Genomic DNA, 21741 nt, shown 5'->3' on the forward strand with positions numbered 1-21741 from the left:
TTCCATAGAACACACCCGATGCTGCGCCACAGTCAATCAAAGCGAAGCACAAATTTTCTGTAAATTTGTTACATCGCCGCCGCGCCTGCCTATACTTCGCCGCATCCGCCGGCCGGATGGAAGGAGCCGACGTGCCGAGACGTGCGACGATCCGCGACCTCGCCCACCACAGCGGCGTGTCGATCGCGACCGTCTCGCGCGTGCTCAACGGGCACGCGAACGTCGCCGCCGGCACCCGCGACCGGGTCCTGCACGCCGCCGGCCAGCTGGGATGGCGCGGTGGGCGGGCCACCGACGGCGACGTGGTGTTCGTCCGCTGCCCGTACGTGCTCAGCGACTACTTCGGGCTGATCGTCTCCTCGGTCGTGGAGACCGCCGAGCTGCACGGCATGAACGTCATGATCAACGCCGGGAAGGGCGCCGCCGGCCGCAGCCCGCTCGCCGCGCTGCCCGACCGGCCGGGTGTGCGCGGCGCGGTGCTCATCCTGCCGCCCGAGCCCACCGAGGACCTGGTGACGCTCCGCGACCGCCGGTTCCCGTTCGTGGTCGTCGACCCCTGCACCGCGCCACCGCGCGACGTCGTCGCCATCTCGTCCGCCCACTTCGCGGGGGCCCGCAGCCTCATGGCCCACCTGGTCGGGCTCGGGCACCGCCGGGTCGGGATCATCGGCGGTCCCCGCGAGTGGTCGGTCAACGACGGACGGCTCGCCGGCTACGTGACGCCGCTCATCGAGCTCGGCCTCCTGCCGCCGTCCGAGCTGCTGCGCTTCGTCACCGAGCCGAACGAGGCGCAGGGCCACGCCGCCGCCTGCGACCTGCTCGACCTGCCCGATCCACCGACGGCGCTGGTCGGCTTCAACGACAAGATCGCCGTCGGCGCCCTGCGGGCGGCCGCCGAGCGGGGACTCCGCGTGCCCGCCGACCTGTCGGTGGCCGGCTTCGACGACATCGACGTCAGCCGCGCCACCCACCCGATGCTCACCACGGTCCGCCAGCCCCTCGCCGAGCTCGGCCGGATGGCGGTGACCATGCTGCTGCGCATGATCGGCGGCCACGAGCTCGACGCCCTGCACGTCGAACTGGCCACGGAACTCGTCATCCGCGACTCCACGGCACCCCCGCCCACCGCGTGACCTGCCGGCGCGGGGTCGATGTAACTGTTTCATGGACATGTTCCACGATCGGGCCCGACCGGATCCCACGGCAGGTTCGGCACATGTCACGCGGGTCCGGGCCAGGGCCAGGGCCTCGCCTCGTGGATGCCGCACTCCCTCGTGTGATGGCCCGGGCCGGCCGTGCCGGATCATAGGTGCGTGGGACTGTCCATCCTCGGCCAGGCAGCCGGCATGTTCGCTGTCACAAACATCGACGACCTGCTGGTGCTGGCGGTGTTCTTCGGCCAGGCGGCCGGGCAGAAGGCCGCGGCGTGGCGCATCGTCGCCGGCCAGTACCTCGGCTTCGCCGCCATCCTGGCGGCAGCCGTCGTCGGAGCGCTCGGCGCCGGACTGCTCCCTGAGCCGGTGATCCCGTACCTGGGGCTGCTCCCGATCGCCCTGGGCCTCAAGGCGGGCTGGCAGACCTGGCGGCACCGCGACGACCCGGACGACGAGACCGGCCCCACCATCCGCGGAGCGAGCAGCCTCCAGGTCGCCGCCGTCACCTTCGCCAACGGCGGCGACAACATCGGCGTGTACGTGCCGGTGTTCACCGTCGCCGGCATCAGCGGCACAACCGTCTACGCCGCCGTCTTCCTCGCCGGCGTCGCGCTCTGGTGCGCGGCCGGCTACTTCCTCGCCACGCGTCCCGTCGTCGGCAGGGCACTCTCCCGCTGGGGCCACGTCATCCTGCCGATCGTCCTGATCGGCATCGGCCTCGTCATTCTCATCGAAGGCGGCGCCTTCGGCCTCTGACGGAGTGCAAGTCCGAACTTGACCTCAAGCTTGGTTGAGGTTTTAGGGTTGGCGGTGTCGGTGTCGGTACGAGGGGACGGAAGGCGGGTCGGCCGGTGACCGTCGAGGTCGACATGGCGGTCGTGGCGTCGTTCAAGGCGGCGTTCCGCGGCTATCCGACGGGGGTGGCGGTCATCGCCGCGGCCGGTCCGGACGGCCCGGTCGGGCTGACGGCGTCGAGCGTCGCGTCGGTGTCGCTGGCGCCGCCGGCGTTGTCGTTCTCGGTCATGGACTCGCCGTCGGCGCGGCTGATCGTGGCGGCGGACAGCTTCGTCGTGCACCTGCTCGGGGCCGCGCACGAGGACCTGGCCAGGCAGTTCTCCGAGCCGGGCGGCCGCCGGTTCACCGATGAGCAGCCGTGGACGACGCTCCCCACGGGCGAGCCGCTGCTGCACGGCGTGCCGGCGGCGCTGCGGTGCACGACCCTGCACCGGCTGGCGGTCGGCGCCTCCACCGTGGTCGTCGCCGAGGTCACCGACGCACGGACCGGCCCGCCCGGCGCCGCGCTGACCTACCGCGAGCGCGAGTTCCACGTCGGCCGGTAGCTTCGGTCAGGGCGTCAGGACCTCGGCGATCATCCGGTGGCCCTGGGCCTCGAAGCCCTCGTCGCCCACCTTGTACGCCCAGGCGGCCGTGCCGATCGCCTCGCGGACCCGGTTGCGGTGCCAGGCCGCGTGGTCGCGGGGGTCGGCGCCGTACCCGTCGAGGAACGCGGCCTCCAGGGCCGGGTCGCGGCGGAACTGCTGCACGGCGAGGCGCGCGAGGTCGCTGGCGGCGGGTCGCATTGCGGCGCGACCAAAGTCGATGACCGCGATCGTGCCGTCCTGGACCAGCCAGTTGCGGGGCTGCCAGTCGCCGTGCGTCGGCACCAGGCGGGTCGGCGGCGTCGGCCAGCCGGCGATCTCGGCCCGCAGCCGCTCGGCCGTGGCCGCCGGGATCCGGTGCGGACCGTCCAGCAGGGACAGTGACTTCGCGTTCTCGCGCCGCTCGTAGTCGTCGTCGGTCTCCGCGGGCTGGGCGTGCAGCAGCGCCAGGAGCGCGCCGGCCTGCCGGTAGGTGGCGGGGTCGTCCTCGAGCGCGGTGCCGAGGACGAGGCTGCCCGGCAGGTAGCGGGTGACGAGCAGCTTCGCGTCGTCGTCGCCGTGCTCCAGCACCGGCGCCAGCCCGCGGGAGGTCCACGGGCCGAGCCAGTGCCGGTGGGCGTGCAGCTCGCGAGCGATGTGACGGTCGCTGTCGCCGCCGGCCTTGACGATGAACCGGGCCCCGCCGCAGGTCACCTCGAGGACGGTCGTCGCGACCAGCCCCCAGCTGTGGTCCCGGTCAACGGTCGCGTCCGGCAGCCAGCGCCGCAGGAGAGCCTGCTGCCGCGGCGAGAGGCTGGTCGACGCGGCGGTCACCGGACGATTGTAGGTCCCGTCAGGCACGGCTCCGTGTATAACCTTGCCTTTATATGAGCGAGCCGTTATGTTCGCTGGGTGGATGTCTTCACCGCACTTGCCGACCCCACCCGGCGGGGCATGCTCGACCTGCTGGCCGACGGCGAACGGCCGGCCGGCGACCTCGTGGCGGCCTTCCCCGCGCTGACCCAGCCGGCGATCTCCCGCCACCTGCGGGTGCTGCGGGAGGTCGGCCTGGTGGAGGTCCGCGCCCGCGCCCAACACCGCATCTACACGCTCAAGGCGGACCGCCTCACCGAGGTGGACGCCTGGCTGCGGCGGTACCGGGAACACTGGGCCGCCCATCTCGACGCCGTGGAGCGCCACCTGGACGCCGTTCAACAGAGCAAGGAGCAGCTGAGCCATGACCATTGACGACCGCCTGGGCAGCCTCGACGTGCGGGGCGACGAGGCCACGATGACGTTCCGGCGACGCCTTCCGCACTCCATCGACGCCGTGTGGTCGGCGATCACCGACCCGGTTCAGCGCGCGGCGTGGTTCGGCGCGACGACGATCGAGCCCCGCGCCGGCGGCACGATCGCGATGCTGCCGCACGACCCGCCCGCCGCCGCCGAGGCGAAGCAGATGACCGGCCGCATCCTGACCTGGCAGCCGCCGTCGGCCACCGAGCCGCGCACGGCGGTCCTGGAGCACGAGTGGCGGCAGCGGATCGTCGAGGAGGGGTCCGTCCGGTACGAGCTGACCGCCGACGGCGACGACGCGACCGTGCTGGTGTTCGTGCACCGGGGCCTGAGCGTCCGCAACGCGCAGGGCTTCATCCCCGGCACGCACGCGTTCCTCGACCGGCTCGCCGCCCACCTCGCCGCGGACGAGCTGCCGGACTGGGGCCGCCGCTACGCCGAGCTCGCCCCGGCGTACGAGCAGACCGCCGGCGCCTGGCGCTGAAGCCTCAGCAGAACGGCGGCCCCGAGGTGGAGAACGGCAGCCTGGCCCTGCTCCTCACCGGCACCGGCGCCGTCCACCTGTCGCGCTCCTGGCGCTCGAGTGGGGCCCGGCGCTCCCGGCCCGGCGCCTGGCGCTGAACGGGTGAGCCGGTCAGATCGCCGGGGGCGTGATGGCACACCAGCACCGCAGGCCCTCGCGCAGCGCGACGGTGACCGGGTGGCCGTCGCCGAGGTGGCGCAGGCTCCCGGCGAGCGCGTCGTCGCGCAGCCGCGCGGCGGGACCGCCTGAGGCCACGAAGTTCGCGGCGGCCGCGAGCGAGGCAGGGTGATCGTCGCCGAGGACACCGCGCAGCGCTGTCCAGGCCAGGTTGTCGAGCAGGTTCGCCTGCACAGCGTCGCCGGCGTCGAACGTCGCATTGGCCAGGTTCACCTCGCTCATCAGCGTGTACGGATGCCGCGGGCCGAGCACCAGCCGGAGGCCGTCGGATGCCTGCTCGGCCAGGCCCAGTGCATCGTCCGGCGCGACGGCGGCAAGGTTGCTGAGCGCGATGAAACGCAACGGATGCCGCTCGCCGAACAGCTCCTCGTAACCGGTCAGCGCCTCCTGCGCCATGGTGCGCGCGCCGGCTCCGTCGCCGAGGGCCGCCGCCTCCAGCGCCTGGTTCGTCAGGCTGGCAAGCGTGTCGATGTGCAGGTCACCGAGCAGCCCCCGGCAGCGCGGCAGGGTGTCGTCGGTCAGCTGCCGGGCCTCTTGGACGCGGCCCATGGCCCGCAGCGTCGCGGCCAGGCTGGTGGCGGCGCGGAGCGTCGCCGGAGCCGACGCACCGAGCTGGTCCTGCAAGGCAATCAGCACGGTCCGCAGCGTCTCGCGTGCCTCCTCGTACAGGCCGAGATCCAACAGGTCGTGCCCGTAGACGGTCGTGGCCAGCAGGGACAGCGGATGGTCGGCGCCGAGTAGCAGCTGCCTGGCGCGCGAAACTTCCGCGTCGATGTCAGCGGCCCGCGCGAACTGGCCGAGCATGCGTCTTGCCCAGGCGACGTCCGCCATGCTCGTCAAGACAGGTTCCGACAATTGGCCGAAGGCATCCTGGGCGCCGGCGAGCGACTCCTCGGCCAGCGCCAGCGACTCCGCGAAGCGGCCGCGGGCACGGAGATCCGCGGCGACGCCGCTGGCCGCCATGATGGTGTTCGCATCGCGCGGACCCAGCTCGTCGCGCAGCATCCTGTAGGTCGGTTCGCCGATGTTCGCCGCGCGGTCGAACTGGCCCTGGGCACGCAGTGCGTTGGCGCGGTGGTAATCCAGCAGGAGCCTGGTCGCACGATCGTCGATCGGCGATGTCCGCCACGCCTCCGCGGCATCCTCCGCCAGCGCCATGCTCGCCGCGGCATTGCCGCTGGCGTACAGGTAGCGGACCACGTCGAGCACCAGCTGGCGGACCGCCAGGTCGTCGGAGCGGTGGGCCTGCGTGCCTCGTACGTGCGGTGCGAGCAGCGCGTAGACGGGCCAGGCCTCGAGCTCGGCGGGGCTGCCGCGTTTGGCAGTGGCCAGCAGTTGATGGACCAGCCGGCGGTGCGCTTCGCGCTCGGGTCCGGTGGAGCCGTCCTGGACCACCAGCTGCACGAGCCGGTGCATCGTGACGGTCTCGCCGCCGGGGTCGACCACGACGAGGGAGTCCTTGCCGAGCTGGCGGATCAGCAGGCTGTACCGGGCAGGGTCGCTCAGCTCGTCGTCGTACGCCAGGAGCTGCTGCAGGCACCGCTCGGCCCGTAGGAGCCGCACCGGGATCGGTTCGGCCGCGAAGAAGGCACAGATCTCCAGCAGCTTCATCGCGGCCGGCAGCTCCATCTGGAGGCGGCGCAGCGACAGCCGCCAGATCGTGGCGACGGTCCCGGGGTAGCCGGCCGGCGGGTCTTCGTCCAGCAGGAGCAAGGGCTCGTCGTCCAGCAGCTGCAGGAACTGCGACACCGGCATGCCGGTCGCGGCCAGCCAGTTGCCCGCCTGGCGCAGCGCGATCGGCAGGTCGCCGACCCTGTCGGCGACGGTTTCGGCCTCGTGGAAGGTCAGGTCGCCGACCTGCCGATTGAGCAGCGTGGTGCTCTCGGCCGTGGTGAAGGCGCCGATCTGCACGGCATCGGCCCAACCCGCCCAGTCCTGGTCGCGGGAGGTCACCAGCACGTCGCCCGGGCCCTCGGGCAGCAGCGGCGCCACCTCTTGCGGAGACGCGGCGTCGTCGAGGATGAGCAGCCAGCGCCCGCGCCGGCGCAGGGCGTCGCGGACCAGGCCGACGGTGTCGTCGAGCAGCTCCTCCTCGATGTTGAGTGCCGCTCCGAGTTCGGCGAGCGACGCCCGGACACCGAACTCCTGCTCGGCCGCGACCCACCACACCGTGTCGTAGTGGGCGGCGAAGCGGTGTGCGTACTCGACCGCCAGGTGGGTCTTGCCGATGCCGGCGAGGCCGAGCAGCGCGTGCGGCGGGTTCGCGATGGTCCTCGCGGCGAGCCGTGCACGCACCTGGTGGAGCAGGTCGTCCCGGCCGATGAAGTCCCCGTCACGCTCCGGGACGTTCCAGACCGGCGGCGGTTCGAGCGGGTACCGCGGATCACCCGGGTCCTGCCAGTCACGGTCCGGCGTGCGACCGGACAGCTCGAACACCAGCCGATAGGCCTCGACCGCGGTGCGGTGCGACAGGTTCGCGGCCTGCCAGTCGAACGGTGCGGGGAGAGGTCCGGCGTCGATCCGGAAGGGCAGAAACGTGTGGTCCTGCAGCCGCCGCCAGAACGGCCCGGCGTGTGGCGCCGCGGCGTAGCCGGCCGACAGCAGCACGAACGTCTGGCCGACGGTCGTGAGGTCCGGGGCATCGGCGGAGATCTCGTGCAGGGCCGTCCGCACGCCCGCGCCGACGAGTTGGCGTCGAACCCAGTCTGCCCACGTCTGGTCGGTGGCCGCGTAGCTGACCAGGACGTCCACCGTGGCGGCCCGGGCGGGGACCGGCGGGATGCCGGTCAGTGACGACCGGATGCGGTCGGCCATGTCCACGTACCGGCCGCCGAGCCCGCCCAGGACAGTGATCGCGACCTCGGCGAAGCGGCGCCCCTGCCGGTGCTCGCCGAGCTCGGCGTCCGGTTCGGCGGACAGCGCCCACACGTCCAGGGAGCCGTAGGGATTCGGCACGAACGGCGCGATGTCGCGCAGGGTCTCCAGCACCGAGTAGGCGTCGCGGCGGGAGCGGGTGCGCAGGAGCTCCTCACGGATGCCGCGGCGGAACTCGTACTGGACGTCGTCGTCGGCGCCGGCCGCCGGGATCTGCACGAGAAGCCCGGAGAGCAGGATCTCGGCGAGGTGGTCGAGGCCGGACTCCGGGTGCAGGACGTTCTGGATGGCGCGCATGAGCGGCAGGGTGAGCGGGGCGGCGGCGAGCCGGCCGGCCAGTGCGAACGCCGCCGGCGACGCGCTGGACTGGAATCGGGCGACCTGCTCGCGAGGTGTGGGCGCGGCGCCCAGCTCGGCGGCGATCGTGGCGGCGGGCAGGTGACCGACGGGCACCGCCGGCATGGGGATGCCGTTGACCTCGTGGCCCGCCAGCAGCCTCGCCCACGCCTCCATGGGCGCGGCGCGCAGCGGGACGACCGGGACCCAGGGTGCACCCGCCTGGCCCTGGCCGACGGAGGTGATCCGGCCGGGCGCCGCGGAGCGGAGGACGACGGTGGCGGGCGGCAGGGCGGTGCGGTGCCAGATCGCCTGCGGCAGGACCTGAACGATCGCGACCGGGTTGCGGCGTGCCCAGCCGGCGAGCATGACGCGGGCAGCGGGGGTGCGCCAGAAGTGGCCGACGCCATCGGTGAGCACCAGGACCAGCCGCCGCCCGGCATGGTCGCTGAGCTCGCGGTAGTGGTGCGGGTTACCGCCGTCGTCGACGAGGCCGGGCAGGGCCGCATCGCTGTCGAGCCGGTACGTGCGCACATCGCGGAACGCGCCGCGGCGTTCGGCGAGGCCACGCAGCGCGCGGGCGGTCTGCTGCCACAACCGCATGGTGCTGCTGCAGTCGACGACGATCGCGACCTCGAGCCAGCGTTCGCGCAGGGGCCGGAGCACCGGTGTCATGGTGCCGACGTGGGCGACGTGTTGAGCGGTGGCGGGTTCGTCGACGGTCATGCCCGCGCCGGCCGCGACGCTGCGGCGCAACGGCAGTAGCGCCCTGGCGATCTGTTCGCGGTGCGGAAGCGGCCGGTCCCTGGCGACCCGGGCGTCGATCGTGCGGCGGTTCAGGGAGTCGGCACCACCGGCGGGCACGACAGCCGACGAGCCCCCGGCCGGGACGGGTGAGGCACTGATCGGCCGCCAGCCGGGGGCGTCACCCACCCGGAACGGCGGGGCCGGTGTGGTGCTCACATGGTGGTCCGCGGGACCGGGCTCGAGCGGCGTGCCGGAGGACCGGGGCGGGGCGGGGCCCGGCTCCAACGCGTCGGGCCCGAGATGCGCGGTGATGATGCGTTCGAGCTTGTCGCGTGGGGGCGCGCCGAGCTGGAGCCGGACGCATCGGCGCAGGAACGCGGGTGGGAACTGACGCTCGCCGTTGCTGGTGATGATGACGATCGGGAACTCGGCACACCGCACGAGGCCGTTGGCGATGTTGGCGACGCCGCCGTCGTCGGTGCCGACGCTGACCACCGACTCGGTCAGTCGCTGCAGCTCGGGGACGGTGTACTGGCCCTCCTCGAACACGGTCAGCAGGTCGTTGGGCAGGTCGACGTCGCCCTTGTCGAGCTCGTCGATCAGCAGGACCCGCGGGCGGCCGCCCGGCAGCAGCGCCGTGCCGAGCGGACCGAGGGTGAGGTACCGGCCCACGTGCGCCGACGGGTCCGCCGCGGCACCGTCGCCGTGCCGGCGCTTCTCGGCGAGGCTCGCGTCCTGCAGCCGGGCGATGGCGTCGTAGCGGTACAGGCCGTCGTGCAGGGTGGTGCGGCTGTTGACCGGCCAGTACAGCACGTCGTCCAGGTCCAGCTCGTGGGCGAGACTGTAGGCGAGGGTCGACTTGCCGGTGCCCGGACTGCCGGTGACCAGCAGCGGACGGCGGAGATGAATGGCGGCGTTGACCATGCGGACCTCCTCGGCCTCCGCGCGGTATGCCATCGCCAGGACGGTCCGTGACGTGTTCCGCGCGCTGCCGGAGCGGCCCGCCGGCATGATCTCCTCGCGGCCCGGCGGTGGTTGCGGTGGCCGGCCGGAGAACCGCCGCCACGGGGGTGCCTCCGGCAGCGTCCACGCATGCGGGGTGCCGTCGCCGCGGTACACCCACCAGTGCGGTGCGCTCATCGGTCTTCTCCTTCGATCGACGGCAGCGTCAGGCTCGACACCGACTCGGGTTGGCGGTGGTAGTCGTCCCACAGCAGGCAGACCGACACCGCGGACCCGTCCTGCGGGGGGCCGTCGCTGCGCAGCCGCAGCACCTCCGTCGGCAGGCGGTCCAGGCCGGCGTCGGTGACGGTGCCGTGCACCAGCTCGACCAGCCATTGCGGGTCGCCGCCGTCGCGCTGCCAGACCGCGACCGGCAGCCCGTCCTTGAGCGCGGCCAGCAGCGGATGGTCGTCGCGCCAGCTCGCGGGCGCGACGTACGGCCCGTCGGCGGCGAGGTACGCGGCCGAGTCACGGCGCAGCCCGTGCCTGCCGTGCCGGATCGACCCCGTCACGACGAACTCGCCGGCCTGCCCGAGGTCCGGCCGGTGCAGCAGCTCGCTGCGCCGCCGCCACTCCCCCGCCGCCCATGGATCCCGCATGCGCTCCAGCGACCGCACGACGACGGGGCTGCGCGAGCCGATCGGCCGGCCGTCGTCGAGCCGCCACCACTCGACCACCTCACCCAACAGGTTCCACGGCAGGACGAACTCGAACGTCAGCCGCCCGAGCTCGACCCCGCGGACCAGCGGCCCGACCTCGGAGATCAGTCCCTCCACGGCGCCCCGCAGCTGGGTCGCGTCGTACCGTTCCGGCGCCTCCCGCTTGAAGGTGATCACCGAGCCCGGCCGGTACAGCCAGGCGGTCAGCCCGTAACGGCCGCCGTCGGACGGCTCGACCTTGAGGAACACCGACACGGGGCTGAGCTCCCGACGGCCCCGGCCGGCGCGCTCACGGACGCCCGCCGCCTCGTCCGGCGTCACCCGGGAGTCGGCGGTCAGCTCGTCGATCAGCCGCTGCAGGCCGCGGCGGACCGGGGCGGGCTGCGTCACCGCGACGTACTCCAGCAGCGCCAGCGCTGGAGGCATGCAGCCCGCCGGCACGTACATCGTGTCGAGCGTGCGCAGCAGTGGCAGCAGCTCGTAGGTCGTGGCGACGGTCAGCGGGCCGATGTCGTCCATCGCGTCCCACAGCAGCCGCACCAGCTGATCGGGGGTCAGCGCGGCGGGCAGCGCCGAGACCAGCTCGGCGATCCTGTCCCAAGCGGGTGCCGGGTGGTACCGGTCGTCGAAGGTGTCCGCCGCGCCGAGCTCGGGCCCGGCCGAGGAGGTTGCGCGCGCAGCTTCGATGAGGCGGGCCCAGTAGTCGCGGTCGAGCTGCTCGTCGGTCAGCGGCTGCCGCTTGCCGCGCGCGTAGCTCCAGCACCCCGCCACGAACGCCGTCACGGTGCTCTGCCGCGGCGTCGTCGCCCCGCCGAGCAGGTTCCCCACCCCGGAGTGTGAGATCTGCTCGCCGGCCCGGCCGGCATGCTCCACGATCATCCGGTACGTCGGCCCGCCCGCCGCCGCCCGTAGCGCATTGAGCGCGTCGCAGAGCGCACGCAGCGGGTCGTGGTCCGTCACACGTCGATGTTCTCGCATGCCCGCGCCGGCGCCACCGCACGATCCGGCGATTCGAGCTGTCCAATATCCAACTGTGTCCAAATGGACCATCGTCGTGCGACGTCCAGTCTGGACCGGTGTGGACGCCGGCTCCGGCAACGTGGTCCGCATGAGTGACAGGACGAGACAGGAACGCGCGTTGATGAGCGTCCGCACGGCCGTGATCGTGCTCGCCGGTGTACTGGCCGGCGTCGCCGCTGGGTGGCTCACCGGGAACGCCCGTGGGTCGGTTCCGGAGGGCCTGCTGGCCGGCGCCGCCGCCTGCGCGGCGACGGTCCAGTTCCTCCACGCGACGATCGAACCGGACCGGCGCTGACGCCGGCCACCCGGCAGCGCCCGGCGGTGCCGCCGCCCGCGCCGGGCGCCGCACCGGTCCCGGACCTGGAACGCGGTCACGCATCTGCGCCGGTTCGGGGTTGCATCCGGTACCCAGGTACAGGCTTACCGTCGAGGGGCACCAGCCTGAGGAGCCTGTCATGCCGTTCGACGTCCCTGCCGCCTGCACCCTGCCGACCGCGGAGCGGCCGCTGCGGCTCGCCGAGTTCGACGCGCTGTTCACCACCGCCGTCCGGTCGGTGGAGACCGTGAGCCCGACCCATGCCCGGATGCGGCTGACCGGGCCGGCCGGGCTCGAGGCGACGGTCCGTGACCTCGCGGCGCGGGAGACCGCGTGCTGCTCGTTCTTCACCTTCACCGTGACGCCGGGCCCGGCCGCCGACGCGCTCGTCCTCGACGTCGAGGTCCCCGCCGCGTACACGGACGTCCTCGCCTCCCTGGCGGGCCGGGCGACGGCCGCCACCGCCGGGGCGCCCCGGTAACCGACCACCCGCTCGACCCCGCCGTCTTTCCCCGATCCCTCACTTACTGACGGAGCTGCCTTATGAGCCTGCCCCTGCGACCGACACCCACCCGCCACGACCCGACGCCGGCGGGGGTGGACAACGCGCCGCCGATGCGGAGCAAGGTCAGCGGCGTCCTCGCCGCCGTCGCCTGCGCCGCCTGCTGCGCCCTGCCGCTGCTGATCGCCGCCGGCGTGCTCACCACCGCCGGCGCCGCGGTCGTCGAGCAGACCCTCCTCGCGGTCGCCGCCGGGCTGGCCGTCACCGCGCTCGGCATGTGGTGGCTGCACCGCCGCCGCAGCGCCCAGCGGGCCGCCGCCGCGGGGGCCGCCTGCGGCTGCGGCGGCGGATGCGGCTGCTGACCCGCGCCGGAGGGGCGCCCGTCCGGCCGGCGGGCGCCGCGCCGCGGCGATGTGCTGCGATACCGGCATGACGATCTTCCGGTCCATCCTGCTGTTCCTGCTCGCCGCCCTGGCCGAGATCGGCGGCGCGTGGCTGATCTGGCAGGGTGTCCGCGAGCACAAGGGCCTGCTGTGGATCGGCGCCGGGATCGCCGCCCTCGGCGCCTACGGCTTCGTCGCGACCCTCCAGCCCGACGCGAACTTCGGCCGCATCCTCGCCGCCTACGGCGGGGTCTTCGTCGCCGGCTCCCTCGCCTGGGCCATGGTCGTCGACGGGTTCCGGCCCGACCGCTACGACATCATCGGCGCCGCCGTCTGCCTGCTCGGCGTGGCGGTCATCATGTACGCGCCGCGCCACGGCTGAACACGTCACGCCGACCCGGGGGCGTGGCGGTCGTCTTGGAGGCGCCGCAGGTGGGCTGATCAGGGCGACGGGTGCGGCGGCATCAGCACCCACACCCGCTTGCCGCCCTCGTGGTCCTCCACACCCCACCGTTCGGCGAGGGCGGCGATGATCGCGATGCCCCGGCCGCTGTCGCGGTCGATCGTGTCGGCGTTGGTCGGCAGGCGTGGCACGACCGCGGACCCGTCCGCGACCGAGATCGTCACGTGCCCCTCGTCGGCCTCCAGCGCCAGCACGACCCGGCCGCCGCCGTACCGCACCGCGTTGGTGACCAGCTCGGTGACGGCCAGCATCGCCCGGTCGATCCAGTCGGTGTCGGTGAAACCCCAGCCGGCGAACGTGGTCACCATCGCCTGCCGCGCCAGGGCCGGCGCCCCGACGCTGATCGGGAGATCGAAATGCGCGGTGAGGGTGCTCACCGCGACGGGCCTGCAGTCGCGCTTGCCGTCACGGCCCGTGCAGTACCCCACCTGTTCAGGTGACGAAACTTGCCGGACGACAACAGCTGCCGCGGGCCCGGCGGACGGCCGCGAGCCGGCCGCCGATCTCTGCCACAGTGCCGGCGTTCCACACAGTGATGCCGCTACAGCCTGAACTCCGGGGTTCAGTGGCCGTGGTGGTACTGGTGGACGACCGCGTGGCCCTTGCCGCGCGAGATCATCCACCGGTTCACGGGTGTGGTGAGCACGAACGCCACGGCCAGCGAGAACGCCAGCGAGGCCCAGAACAGCCAGGCGGTCAGCCCGGCGTCCATGGCGCCCGGCACGGTCACCATGACCACGTTGTCGAGCACCTCCATGACGGCGATGGAGACCGTGTCGGCGGCGAGCGCCACCTTCAGCGCGGTCCGCACGTCGACGCCGGCGCGCAGGACGCCGCGCATGGTCAGCGCGTAGCCGAACACGAAGGCGAGCGCGACGGACAGCGTGACGGTGGCGGCGTTGTGCAGCCCGAACGCGGTGCCCAGCACCATGCCGAGGACCTCGCCGATCGCGCAGCCGGTCAGGCAGTGCAGGGTCGCCTGCGCTGCCGCCGCCCACGTCGTCGTCGCGGCGCTGACCGGGTGGTGATGCGTGTGATCCATGTCGACCTCCCTTTCGAGCTCGACTATACCCCCAGGGGGTATCGCCGCAACGGTGGCGCTCGACACGTACCGACGGCGTCAGTGCACGAAGACGGGCCCTTCCGTGACGACCGGGCGACCGCCGGACAACGCGACCGCGAGCACGACGGCACCGATCGCCGCCACCACGGCGGCCGCGGTGGAGGCGGCGGTGAAGCCGTCCAGCGGGCGGCCCGGCGCCGAGGCCGGCTGCCGCCAGTACGAAACCCGGCAGCACCGCACTGAAGGGCTGCGCGTGCGGCTCGACCCGGGCCAGCACCGCGAAACCGGCGGCGGCCAGGGCGAACGCGACCAGCATCACCGGCCGGGCGCCGAAGCGCTGCAGGCTCCGGCCGGTCAGGTGCGCCGAGACGATCGTGGCGAGGGTGACCGGCAGGACCAGCACCCCGGTGCGCAGCGCGGAGTAGCCGAAGCGGTGCTGCAGCAGCATCGACGTGCGGAAGAACCCGCCGATGAGCAGGCTGGACGCCACCAGCATGACGGCGTTGCCGGCGACGACCGGCCGGCGGCGCAGCAGCCCGGCGGGCAGCAGCGGCGACCGCGAGGAGCGCTGAACGGCGGCGTTCGCCAGGCCGAGCACCGCGGCGCACGTTCCGGACCGACCTGCCCACGACCTGGATGACCGCCGTCTTCCACAACGTCATCCACGGTGCGGCGGACGAGGTCACCGCCGGCCGCCTCACCCTCGACCAGGCTCCGGAGGTCATCACCACGACCCTGCTGCCGGCCTTCGCCCCGCTCGCCACGACCGGGAGATACTGGCTGCCGGATTCCGGCACCTTCCCACTTCCTGGAGGACCTGGTGACCCGCCGAGCGATGTGGCCCCTGTACGCGGCCGGCTTCACCACCGCCTTCGGGGCGCACGGCATCGCGGCGAACCTCGGCGGGCTGTCCGGGGACGCGGTCACGTCGCTGCTGGTGCTCGGCGGCCTGCTCGCCCTGTACGACGGCGCCGAGGTCCTGCTCAAGCCGGTGTTCGGCAACCTCGCGGACCGGGCCGGCGCGCGGCCGGTGCTGCTCGGCGGGCTCGTCGCCTTCGCCGTCGCGTCCGCCCTCTACGCCGTCGCCGACAGCCCCGGCTGGCTGTGGGCCGCGCGCCTCGGCCAGGGCGCCGCCGCGTCCGCGTTCTCCCCCGCCGCGTCCGCGCTCGTCGCCCGGCTCAACCCGGCGGCCAGGCACGGCCGGGCGTTCGGCTCCTACGGCTTCCACAAGTCCATCGGCTACACCCTCGGCCCGCTGCTCGGCGGCGTGCTGGTCTGGGCCGGCGGGCTGCGGCTGCTGTTCGTCGTCCTGGCGGTCCTCGGCGCGGTCGTGGCGGCCTGGGCGGTGCTCGCCGTGCCCGCCGTCGCTCCCCTGCCGAAGCAGCGGCAGACCATCGTGGACCTCGCGCGCCGGCTGGCCGACCGCGCGTTCCTCGCCCCGACCGGCGCCCTCGCCGCGGCGACCGCCGCCCTGTCCGTCGGCGTCGGATTCCTCCCCGTCACCGGCCGGGCCGCCGGCCTCGGCACGGTCGCCACCGGCGCCGCCGTGTCGCTGCTCGCCCTCTGCGCGGCGCTCGTCCAGCCGTGGGCGGGCCGGGCCCTCGACGGAGGCCGCCTCACGACCCGCACGGGCCTGACCGCCGGCCTGGCCCTCGCCGCCGCGGGCCTGGCCTGCGCGATGCTGCCGGGCCTCGCGGGGGTGCTCACCGCCGCCGCGCTGATCGGGGCCGGCACCGGTCTGATCACCCCGCTGGGGTTCGCCGCCCTCGCCGCCGGCACGCCACCGGAGCGCCTCGGCCAGACGATGGGCACCGCGGAGCTCGGCCGCGAGCTCGGCGACGCGGGCGGCCCGCTCCTCGTCGCGGCGGTCGCCTCCCTCGCCGCCCTCACGTACGGCTTCGCCGCCCTGGCCCTGCCCCTCGCCACCGCCGCGGCCGCGGCGTCTCTCGCGCGCCCGAAGCCTGCCTCGACGCCGACGCCATGAACCGGCGCGGACCCGCCCGCCGGGTCTGCCCGTCGCGGGGCGATCGTCGCGAGGTCCGACAACGTTGTGCACGTCCTGGGCTGCCGCAACGGCATCGGCGCATCAGAAACCGAGCAGGAACAGCACCCCGGCCGCGACCAGGCCGGCCTCGACCAGGACGACGAACACGCGGTCGCTGATCCGCCCGACGATCTTCTTACCGACCCAGGCGCCGGTCAGGGTGGCCGGTGTGAGCGCCGCACCGAACAGCACCCGGCTCGTGATCAGATCGCCGGTACCATAGGCGGCGATCTTCGACAAGTGCATCGTCAGCGCGCTGACGGCCTCGGTGCCGATGTACGCCGCGCGGGTCAGCCCGTAGGCGAGGAAGAACGGCGCCGTCAGCGGTCCGACCGAGCCGAGCAGCGCCGAGCCCAGGCCGGAGGCCGCCCCGACCGCGGCGAAGGTGTGGTCGGCCGGCTTGCGCGGCTGCGGGTTCCGGCGCCGCCAGACGACGACGCCGATGAGGAACACGCCCAGCAGCCGCTTCAGCGGGCCGAGCGGCGCATGCGCCAGCAGCAGCCCACCGGCGACCGCGAGGGGCACCGCACCCAGCGCGAACCAGCCGATCAGCCGCCAGCGCAGCTCGCGGCGGTTCAGCCAGCCTCGGAAGGCGTTGCTCGACACCTGCGTCAACGTCAGCATCGGCACCGCGACGCGGAGGCCGAACAACGCCGTGAACACCGGCAGCAGCAGCACCCCGCCACCGAACCCGGCCACCGCCGACAACAGCGCCAGACCGAACGCGGCCACCGACGCCACCGCCAACGTCGGCAGTTCGTGAAGGATCACCCCGCCCAGCCTGCCAGGTCACGGCGGATCACGCGCGCGCCTCCGCTGGATGTGGACACGGCGATGCGCCGGGCCCTTGAAGGACCCGGCGCATCGTCCGGTGGTGCTTACGACCAGGAGCCGGTGGCCCACTCGTCGCTGGACCAGTAGTGACCGGACCAGTAGTGCCCGGACCAGTAGTGGCCCGACCAGTAGTGGCCCTCCCAGTCGGGGTCGGTCCACGTCGTGGCGCCGTTCCAGGGCTTGCCGGTCCAGGTGGCGGCCGCCCAGGTCTTGGACGCCCAGGAGGTGCCGGTCCAGTTGTCGCCGGCGACGCGGTACCCCATCCAGGTGCCGCCCGACCAGCTCGTCTGGGCGGCGCTGCGCGGGGCCCAGGTAGCGGGGCTGAACGGGCCCCAGACGGCGTTGTCGCCGCTGAGCGCCACGTTGTCCCGGACGAGGCGGCTGGTGCCGCGGGCGTCGTCGAGCTTGCCGGTGCCGCTGGAGCGGTTCCAGCCGGTTGCGTACAGGTTCTGCGACGCGATCGCCGCGTTGAGGTTGAGGGCCTTGATGTTGCGGGTCATCGCCAGGCCGGAGACGAAGCTGGCGGAGGTCGTCAGCACGGTCTTCACCTGGTCCGCGGTGAGCGTCGGGCGGGCCTGCAGCAGCAGCGCGACCGCCGCCGACGTGACGGCCGCCGCCTGCGAGCTGCCGCTGCCGCGCAGCAGCGTCGTGCCGACCCGCGCCGACGGGTACGTCAGGTCGACGTTGGAGCCCGGGTTGGCGAGCGAGACGATCGACTCGCCGGGGGCGACGAAGTCGACGCTGCGGTTGTTGCCGCCGATCGTGGTGAACGGGGCGAAGTCGTCGTCGGCGACGCTGGTGGTGCCCTTGATGCTGCTGGCGGCGACCGCGATGACGGCCGGGTCGCTGGCCGGGTCGCTCACCATGAGGTCGTTGTTGCCGTCGTTGCCGGCCGCGGCGACCACGACGATGCCCTTCAGCCACGCCTGCTCGACGGCGTACTGGACCGGGTCGCTCCAGGAGTTCGGCGTGCCGCCGGTGCCGTAGGACAGGTTGATGACCCGGATCGGGTTGGCGGGGTCGTCGTTGCGGTGCGCCACCACCCAGTCGATCGCGGCGATCATCTGCGACACGTCGACGGCGCCGTTGGCGGTGCCGACCTTGATCGACGTCAGCTTCGCCTTGGGCGCCAGGCCGACGGTGCCGGTGGTCGGGTCCTTGCCGACGATGATGCCGGCCATGTGGGTGCCGTGCCCGTACGTGTCGAGGTAGCGCAGGTCGGGGTCCTGCGACTCGAACGACAGGTCCGGCCCGTTCACGATCTGTGAGGCCGGCAGGCCGGCGACGGGGGCGACGCCGGTGTCGATGAGCGCGACACCGACACCGGCGCCGGTCAGTCCGGCCGCCGCGCCCGTGGACGCGTTGATGGCGGCGCGGACGGTGGCGAGCGTCGTGCCGGCCGCGCCGGCGCTGCTGCCGAGCCAGGCGCTGGACGCCCAGCCGGCGTCGCCGACCTTGGGGTGTGCGGGTGCCGCGGCCGCACCGAGTCCGGCAGCAGTCGCGGCCGCGGCCACGGCGGCCGCAACAATCCGGCGTCCTGCCGCCGCCCGACGCCGCATGGCTGATCTGGGCATGGGATCTCCGTTCCCGCCGCTGACGTGTCGCGGCGCGAGATCAACAATGACCCGGCGCGGCCACGAAGTCACTGGCCGTGAGCCGTCTCGGGCCGCCCGGACACGGGTTTCGCCCAACCACCCGACGCGATGTCAGGCGGTGACCGTCGCACCGCACCCGCATCGCAACCGGCCCGGCACCTGAGCGGCTACCGCGCCTGGCTCCACGCCCGATCCGGGCCGCGCACGGCACATCCGGCACCACGGCGCCGGCAGGAACCCAGGCTGTCCACTGTGGGGGATGAATCACCCGTAAATCACCGAAAACGTCGACGGTCGCATCGTCTGCGCGCCGCGGTGGGGCGGGCTCTGCGCTCCTCGTGCTGCTGGCCACGGCGGGGTGGGCCGCCGTCCGCACGGTCGGCCTGCGGGACGACCTGCAGGCGGTCGCCGGCCTGACCCGCCGGCTGCAGCAGCAGGCCGTGTCCGGCGACCGCGAGGGTGCGGGCGCGACGCTCGCGGCGGTGCAGCGCCGGACCGGGGCGGCCGCCGCCGCGGCGAACGACCCGACGGTGCGCCTCGCGGGCCTGCTGCCGGGCAAGGGCCAGAACGTCCGCGCCGCGCGCGTGCTCGCCACGGCCGCCGTCCGCGACGAGGTGCCCGGCGTGACCCTGGTGACGCTGCAGGACTCGGTGTGCCCGGCCGGCACCTGCCACCTCATCGTCGACGGCATCCTGCTGCGCGTCGACGACCTGCACCTCTCTCCCGACGGCGCCCGGTGGTTCGTCGACAGGATGACCCCGTACCCGCTCGGCGGTTAGCCCTGCCATTGCCGGCGGACGGTGGCCTTGGGGCCGGTCACCAGGGTCGCCGCCGGGACGTCGTCGGCCACGACCGCGCCCGCGGCGATGACGGCGTCGCGGCCGATGGTGACGCCGGGCAGGATCGTGGCGCCGGCGCCGATCCACACGTTCTCGGCCACGTCGATCGGCGCGCCGGTGAGCCACTCCCGGCGCGGCGCGGGGTCGACGGGGTGGCCGACGGTGATGAACGTGGCCTTCGGGCCGATCATCACGCGCTCGCCGAGCCGGATGCCGGCGTAGTCGAGGAACGTGCAGTTCTGGTTGATGAACACGCGCTCCGCCAGCTCCAGGCGCAGGCCGTGGTCGGTGTAGAACGGCGGGTAGATCGTCACCTTCGCGGGCAGCGGCCGGCCGAGGATCTGTTCGAAGAGCTCCGCCTTGCCCCGCTCGTCGTCGAACGGCAGGACGTTCAGGCGGGAGGTGAGCTCGGTGACCCGCAGCACCCGCTCGGACATCGCCTGGAACTCGGCGCTGCGGATGCGCATGAGCAGGTCATCGAGCATGTGGGGTTCCTTCCACTGGCCACGACGGCCGCCAGACCGGCGCGGCGGGCTTCGGCAGGGTTTCGAGGTGCGCGACGAGCCCGCGCAGCCCCGGGTGCGGATTGGTCCGCGGCAGGATGAGCGAGAGCGGGTAGGCGATCGCGGGGTTCACGATGGGGATGCGGCGCAGGTCGTGGCCGGCCGGCCAGATGTACCGGTCGCGCGACCCGACGAGCGTGGCCACGTCCGCGGACCCGGCGAGGACGTCCAGCAGGACCTCGTCGCCGAAGTGCGGGCCAGCCGCGTCCAGGCGCAGGTCAAACGCGGTGGTCAGCTGGTCGTAGAAGTCCGCCCACTCGCTGCGCGGCGCGATTCCCGGCACCCAGATCCGGTGCCCGCGCAGCTGCTTCGGCGTCAGCTCCCGCGCCCCGGCGAGCGGGTGCCGCGGCCCGGCGAGCAGCTCCAGCGGCGAGTCGAACGCGTGGATCATCCGCAGCTCGCGCGGCAGCGTGCCGGGTTCCGTGACAGTCCGGAACGAGGCGTCCACGTCACCGGCCTCGACGGCGGCGACCGCCGCCCGCGGGTCGTCGACCCGCAGCGTCACCACGTCGAGGTTGATGCCGGGGTGCGACCGCCAGTAGTCGTGCAGCACCACCGCCTGCGCGCTGCGCAGCCCGAGCACGTCGATCCGCAGCGCCCGGGAGCCGGGTCTGACCGCGGCGACGGCCCGCTCGACGCCCGCGACGATCCCCCGGGCGTGCGGCAGGAACGCCTGCCCGTCGGGCGTCAGCTCCACCCCGCGGGCGGTGCGGCTGAACAACCGCACCCCCAGCTCCCGCTCCAGCGCGGCGATCCGCTTCGAGACCGCCTGCTGCGTCACGCCCAGGTCGATCGCCGCGTGCCCCAGCTGCCCGAGCTCGGCCGCCCGGACGAACGACCGCAGCGCCTCCGTGTCCACCGGTACACCGTAAGCACCCACAACCGATGGTTGTGGCTCATGTCTTGCCGAAACCTTTAGGTGCACCCATCGATACCTGGCGATATCGTGCAGCACATGGTGAATCTGCGTCCGTCCCGGCGCGCGATGATGCGCGCCTTCGCCGTCATCGTGGGTGCCGCCGCCGTGGTCGTCCCGGCGACCGCCGCGCTCGCGGCACCCACGTTCAAGGTCCCGTTCCCGTGCGGCCAGGTGTGGTCGGGTCAGACCCGCTCCGACCACAGCCCCGCCAACGCCATCGACTTCAACCGCGCCAACGACGACGGCGACCCCGTCGTGGCCAGCGCCTCCGGCACCGTCGACCGGGTGACGGACCTCGGCAACACCAGCTACGGCAAGTACGTCCGGATCGACCACGGCGGCGGGTACACCACCTACTACGCCCACCTGAGCAGGTTCAACGTGTCCGTCGGCCAGACCGTGCGCTACGGCCAGGTCATCGGCTACGTCGGCACGACCGGCGGCTCCACCGGCCCCCACCTGCACTACGAGCAGCGCTCCGGCGGCACCGCCGTGAAAGTCAAGTTCAACGGCACCCAGGCGCTGTACTGGGGCACGAAGAACTACACCAGCGACAACGGCTGCCCGTCCGGCTCCGCCAACGGCACGGTGAACACCTCAGGCACGCCGCTGACCGTGCGGTCCGGCCCCGGCACGAACTACGCCCCCGTCGACACGGTCGCCGACGGCGCCGCCGTGACGATCGCCTGCCAGACGACGGGCACGACGGTCGACGGCACGTACGGCACCAGCAACATCTGGGACCGGATCGGCTCCGGCCGGTTCATCGCCGACGCCTACGTCCTCACCGGCTACGACGGCTTCATCCCCGGCGTGCCCCGCTGCTGACCGCCACGCGCCGTTCAGGGCACGGCCGCTCAGGGCACGGCCGCTCAGGGCACGGCCGCTCAGGGCACGGCCGCGAACCGGATCGTCGTCCCGCCGCCGCAGTACGCGATCGACCTGCCGTCGGGTGAGAACGTGGGGCTAGGCCGTGTCTCTTGGATCTTGAGTTGGGATGATCTGTAGCGTCGGGGTTGTTACCCAGACGCTATGACTGCCCGATTCGAACTCACCGATGCCGAGTGGGACCTG

22 protein-coding genes are annotated in these 21741 nt (G+C 73.3%); 13 read left to right on the plus strand and 9 right to left on the minus strand.

Annotated elements, in window-relative coordinates; all coding sequences use genetic code 11:
* Window positions 1-131: 131 nt before the first annotated feature.
* From ACFY3L_RS05735 to ACFY3L_RS05745, 3 genes are all read left to right on the plus strand, one after another.
* The gene (locus tag ACFY3L_RS05735; RefSeq protein WP_389319068.1) at window positions 132-1133 is read left to right on the plus strand and encodes a LacI family DNA-binding transcriptional regulator; all 1002 of its coding nucleotides are present in this window, start codon (window positions 132-134) and stop codon (window positions 1131-1133) included.
* 213 nt (window positions 1134-1346) lie between these two features.
* Complete coding sequence (locus ACFY3L_RS05740; protein WP_389319070.1) at window positions 1347-1910, plus strand: cadmium resistance transporter; 564 nt, start codon at window positions 1347-1349, stop codon at window positions 1908-1910.
* 95 nt (window positions 1911-2005) lie between these two features.
* A complete protein-coding gene (locus tag ACFY3L_RS05745; protein ID WP_389319072.1) occupies window positions 2006-2494 on the plus strand; it encodes a flavin reductase family protein in 489 nt (162 codons plus the stop codon).
* A 6-nt stretch (window positions 2495-2500) separates the two neighbouring features.
* Here ACFY3L_RS05745 and ACFY3L_RS05750 read toward each other — a convergent pair whose 3' ends face one another.
* Complete coding sequence (locus ACFY3L_RS05750; protein ID WP_389319074.1) at window positions 2501-3346, minus strand: phosphotransferase; 846 nt, start codon at window positions 3344-3346, stop codon at window positions 2501-2503.
* 78 nt (window positions 3347-3424) lie between these two features.
* Between ACFY3L_RS05750 and ACFY3L_RS05755 the strand changes: the two genes are divergently transcribed.
* Entirely contained in the window at window positions 3425-3760 is a 336-nt protein-coding gene (locus ACFY3L_RS05755; RefSeq protein WP_389319076.1) for an ArsR/SmtB family transcription factor, read from the plus strand.
* Complete coding sequence (locus ACFY3L_RS05760; RefSeq protein WP_389319078.1) at window positions 3750-4292, plus strand: SRPBCC family protein; 543 nt, start codon at window positions 3750-3752, stop codon at window positions 4290-4292. Before ACFY3L_RS05755 ends, ACFY3L_RS05760 begins: the two co-directional genes overlap by 11 nt.
* Window positions 4293-4442: 150 nt before the next feature.
* On the opposite strand, the gene fxsT is transcribed toward ACFY3L_RS05760, so the two are convergent.
* Entirely contained in the window at window positions 4443-9605 is a 5163-nt protein-coding gene (gene fxsT, locus ACFY3L_RS05765; RefSeq protein WP_389319080.1) for an FxSxx-COOH system tetratricopeptide repeat protein, read from the minus strand.
* Entirely contained in the window at window positions 9602-11086 is a 1485-nt protein-coding gene (locus ACFY3L_RS05770) for a hypothetical protein (RefSeq protein WP_389319082.1), read from the minus strand. Before ACFY3L_RS05770 ends, fxsT begins: the two co-directional genes overlap by 4 nt.
* Window positions 11087-11180: 94 nt before the next feature.
* Between ACFY3L_RS05770 and ACFY3L_RS05775 the strand changes: the two genes are divergently transcribed.
* The 4 genes from ACFY3L_RS05775 to ACFY3L_RS05790 all read left to right on the plus strand — a co-directional run bounded on the left by ACFY3L_RS05775 (window position 11181) and on the right by ACFY3L_RS05790 (window position 12729).
* A complete protein-coding gene (locus ACFY3L_RS05775; protein ID WP_389319084.1) occupies window positions 11181-11441 on the plus strand; it encodes a hypothetical protein in 261 nt (86 codons plus the stop codon).
* 160 nt (window positions 11442-11601) lie between these two features.
* Window positions 11602-11943, plus strand: a complete 342-nt coding sequence (locus tag ACFY3L_RS05780; RefSeq protein WP_389319086.1) for a hypothetical protein — start codon at window positions 11602-11604, stop codon at window positions 11941-11943.
* A gap of 62 nt (window positions 11944-12005) precedes the next feature.
* On the plus strand, window positions 12006-12326 hold the full coding sequence (locus tag ACFY3L_RS05785) for a hypothetical protein (protein WP_389319088.1): 321 nt from the start codon (window positions 12006-12008) through the stop codon (window positions 12324-12326).
* A 67-nt stretch (window positions 12327-12393) separates the two neighbouring features.
* Complete coding sequence (locus tag ACFY3L_RS05790; protein ID WP_389319090.1) at window positions 12394-12729, plus strand: YnfA family protein; 336 nt, start codon at window positions 12394-12396, stop codon at window positions 12727-12729.
* Window positions 12730-12788: 59 nt separating this feature from the next.
* Here ACFY3L_RS05790 and ACFY3L_RS05795 read toward each other — a convergent pair whose 3' ends face one another.
* Window positions 12789-13187, minus strand: coding sequence for an ATP-binding protein (locus tag ACFY3L_RS05795; protein ID WP_389319092.1), 399 nt, complete (start codon window positions 13185-13187; stop codon window positions 12789-12791).
* A gap of 185 nt (window positions 13188-13372) precedes the next feature.
* Window positions 13373-13852, minus strand: a complete 480-nt coding sequence (locus ACFY3L_RS05800) for a DUF4396 domain-containing protein (protein ID WP_389319094.1) — start codon at window positions 13850-13852, stop codon at window positions 13373-13375.
* A 52-nt stretch (window positions 13853-13904) separates the two neighbouring features.
* Here ACFY3L_RS05800 and ACFY3L_RS05805 point away from each other — a divergent pair, with 52 nt between their 5' ends.
* Together ACFY3L_RS05805 and ACFY3L_RS05810 are read left to right on the plus strand one after the other, a co-directional pair.
* Window positions 13905-14513 carry a hypothetical protein gene (locus ACFY3L_RS05805; RefSeq protein ID WP_389319096.1) on the plus strand — a complete coding sequence of 203 codons (609 nt, stop codon included), beginning with the start codon at window positions 13905-13907 and terminating at the stop codon, window positions 14511-14513.
* A gap of 180 nt (window positions 14514-14693) precedes the next feature.
* Window positions 14694-15857: an MFS transporter gene (locus ACFY3L_RS05810; protein WP_389319098.1), complete on the plus strand. Its 1164-nt coding sequence runs from the start codon at window positions 14694-14696 to the stop codon at window positions 15855-15857.
* Between the two features lie 102 nt (window positions 15858-15959).
* Here ACFY3L_RS05810 and ACFY3L_RS05815 read toward each other — a convergent pair whose 3' ends face one another.
* Window positions 15960-16688 carry a sulfite exporter TauE/SafE family protein gene (locus ACFY3L_RS05815; RefSeq protein WP_389319099.1) on the minus strand — a complete coding sequence of 243 codons (729 nt, stop codon included), beginning with the start codon at window positions 16686-16688 and terminating at the stop codon, window positions 15960-15962.
* A gap of 107 nt (window positions 16689-16795) precedes the next feature.
* Window positions 16796-18325, minus strand: a complete 1530-nt coding sequence (locus ACFY3L_RS05820; protein WP_389319101.1) for a S8 family serine peptidase — start codon at window positions 18323-18325, stop codon at window positions 16796-16798.
* Window positions 18326-18684: 359 nt separating this feature from the next.
* Between ACFY3L_RS05820 and ACFY3L_RS05825 the strand changes: the two genes are divergently transcribed.
* Window positions 18685-19125: an SGNH hydrolase domain-containing protein gene (locus tag ACFY3L_RS05825; protein WP_389319103.1), complete on the plus strand. Its 441-nt coding sequence runs from the start codon at window positions 18685-18687 to the stop codon at window positions 19123-19125.
* On the opposite strand, the gene ACFY3L_RS05830 is transcribed toward ACFY3L_RS05825, so the two are convergent.
* A complete protein-coding gene (locus tag ACFY3L_RS05830) occupies window positions 19122-19670 on the minus strand; it encodes a DapH/DapD/GlmU-related protein (RefSeq protein WP_389319105.1) in 549 nt (182 codons plus the stop codon). The genes ACFY3L_RS05825 and ACFY3L_RS05830 overlap by 4 nt on opposite strands.
* Window positions 19660-20607 carry a LysR family transcriptional regulator gene (locus ACFY3L_RS05835; protein WP_389319107.1) on the minus strand — a complete coding sequence of 316 codons (948 nt, stop codon included), beginning with the start codon at window positions 20605-20607 and terminating at the stop codon, window positions 19660-19662. Before ACFY3L_RS05835 ends, ACFY3L_RS05830 begins: the two co-directional genes overlap by 11 nt.
* A 96-nt stretch (window positions 20608-20703) precedes the next feature.
* On the opposite strand from ACFY3L_RS05835, the gene ACFY3L_RS05840 reads away from it, so the two are divergent.
* Window positions 20704-21495: a peptidoglycan DD-metalloendopeptidase family protein gene (locus ACFY3L_RS05840; protein WP_389319109.1), complete on the plus strand. Its 792-nt coding sequence runs from the start codon at window positions 20704-20706 to the stop codon at window positions 21493-21495.
* Window positions 21496-21741: the final 246 nt, after the last annotated feature.

It is taken from the genome of Dactylosporangium sp. NPDC000521 (genome assembly GCF_042898305.1).
Taxonomy (GTDB): Bacteria; Actinomycetota; Actinomycetes; order Mycobacteriales; family Micromonosporaceae; genus Dactylosporangium.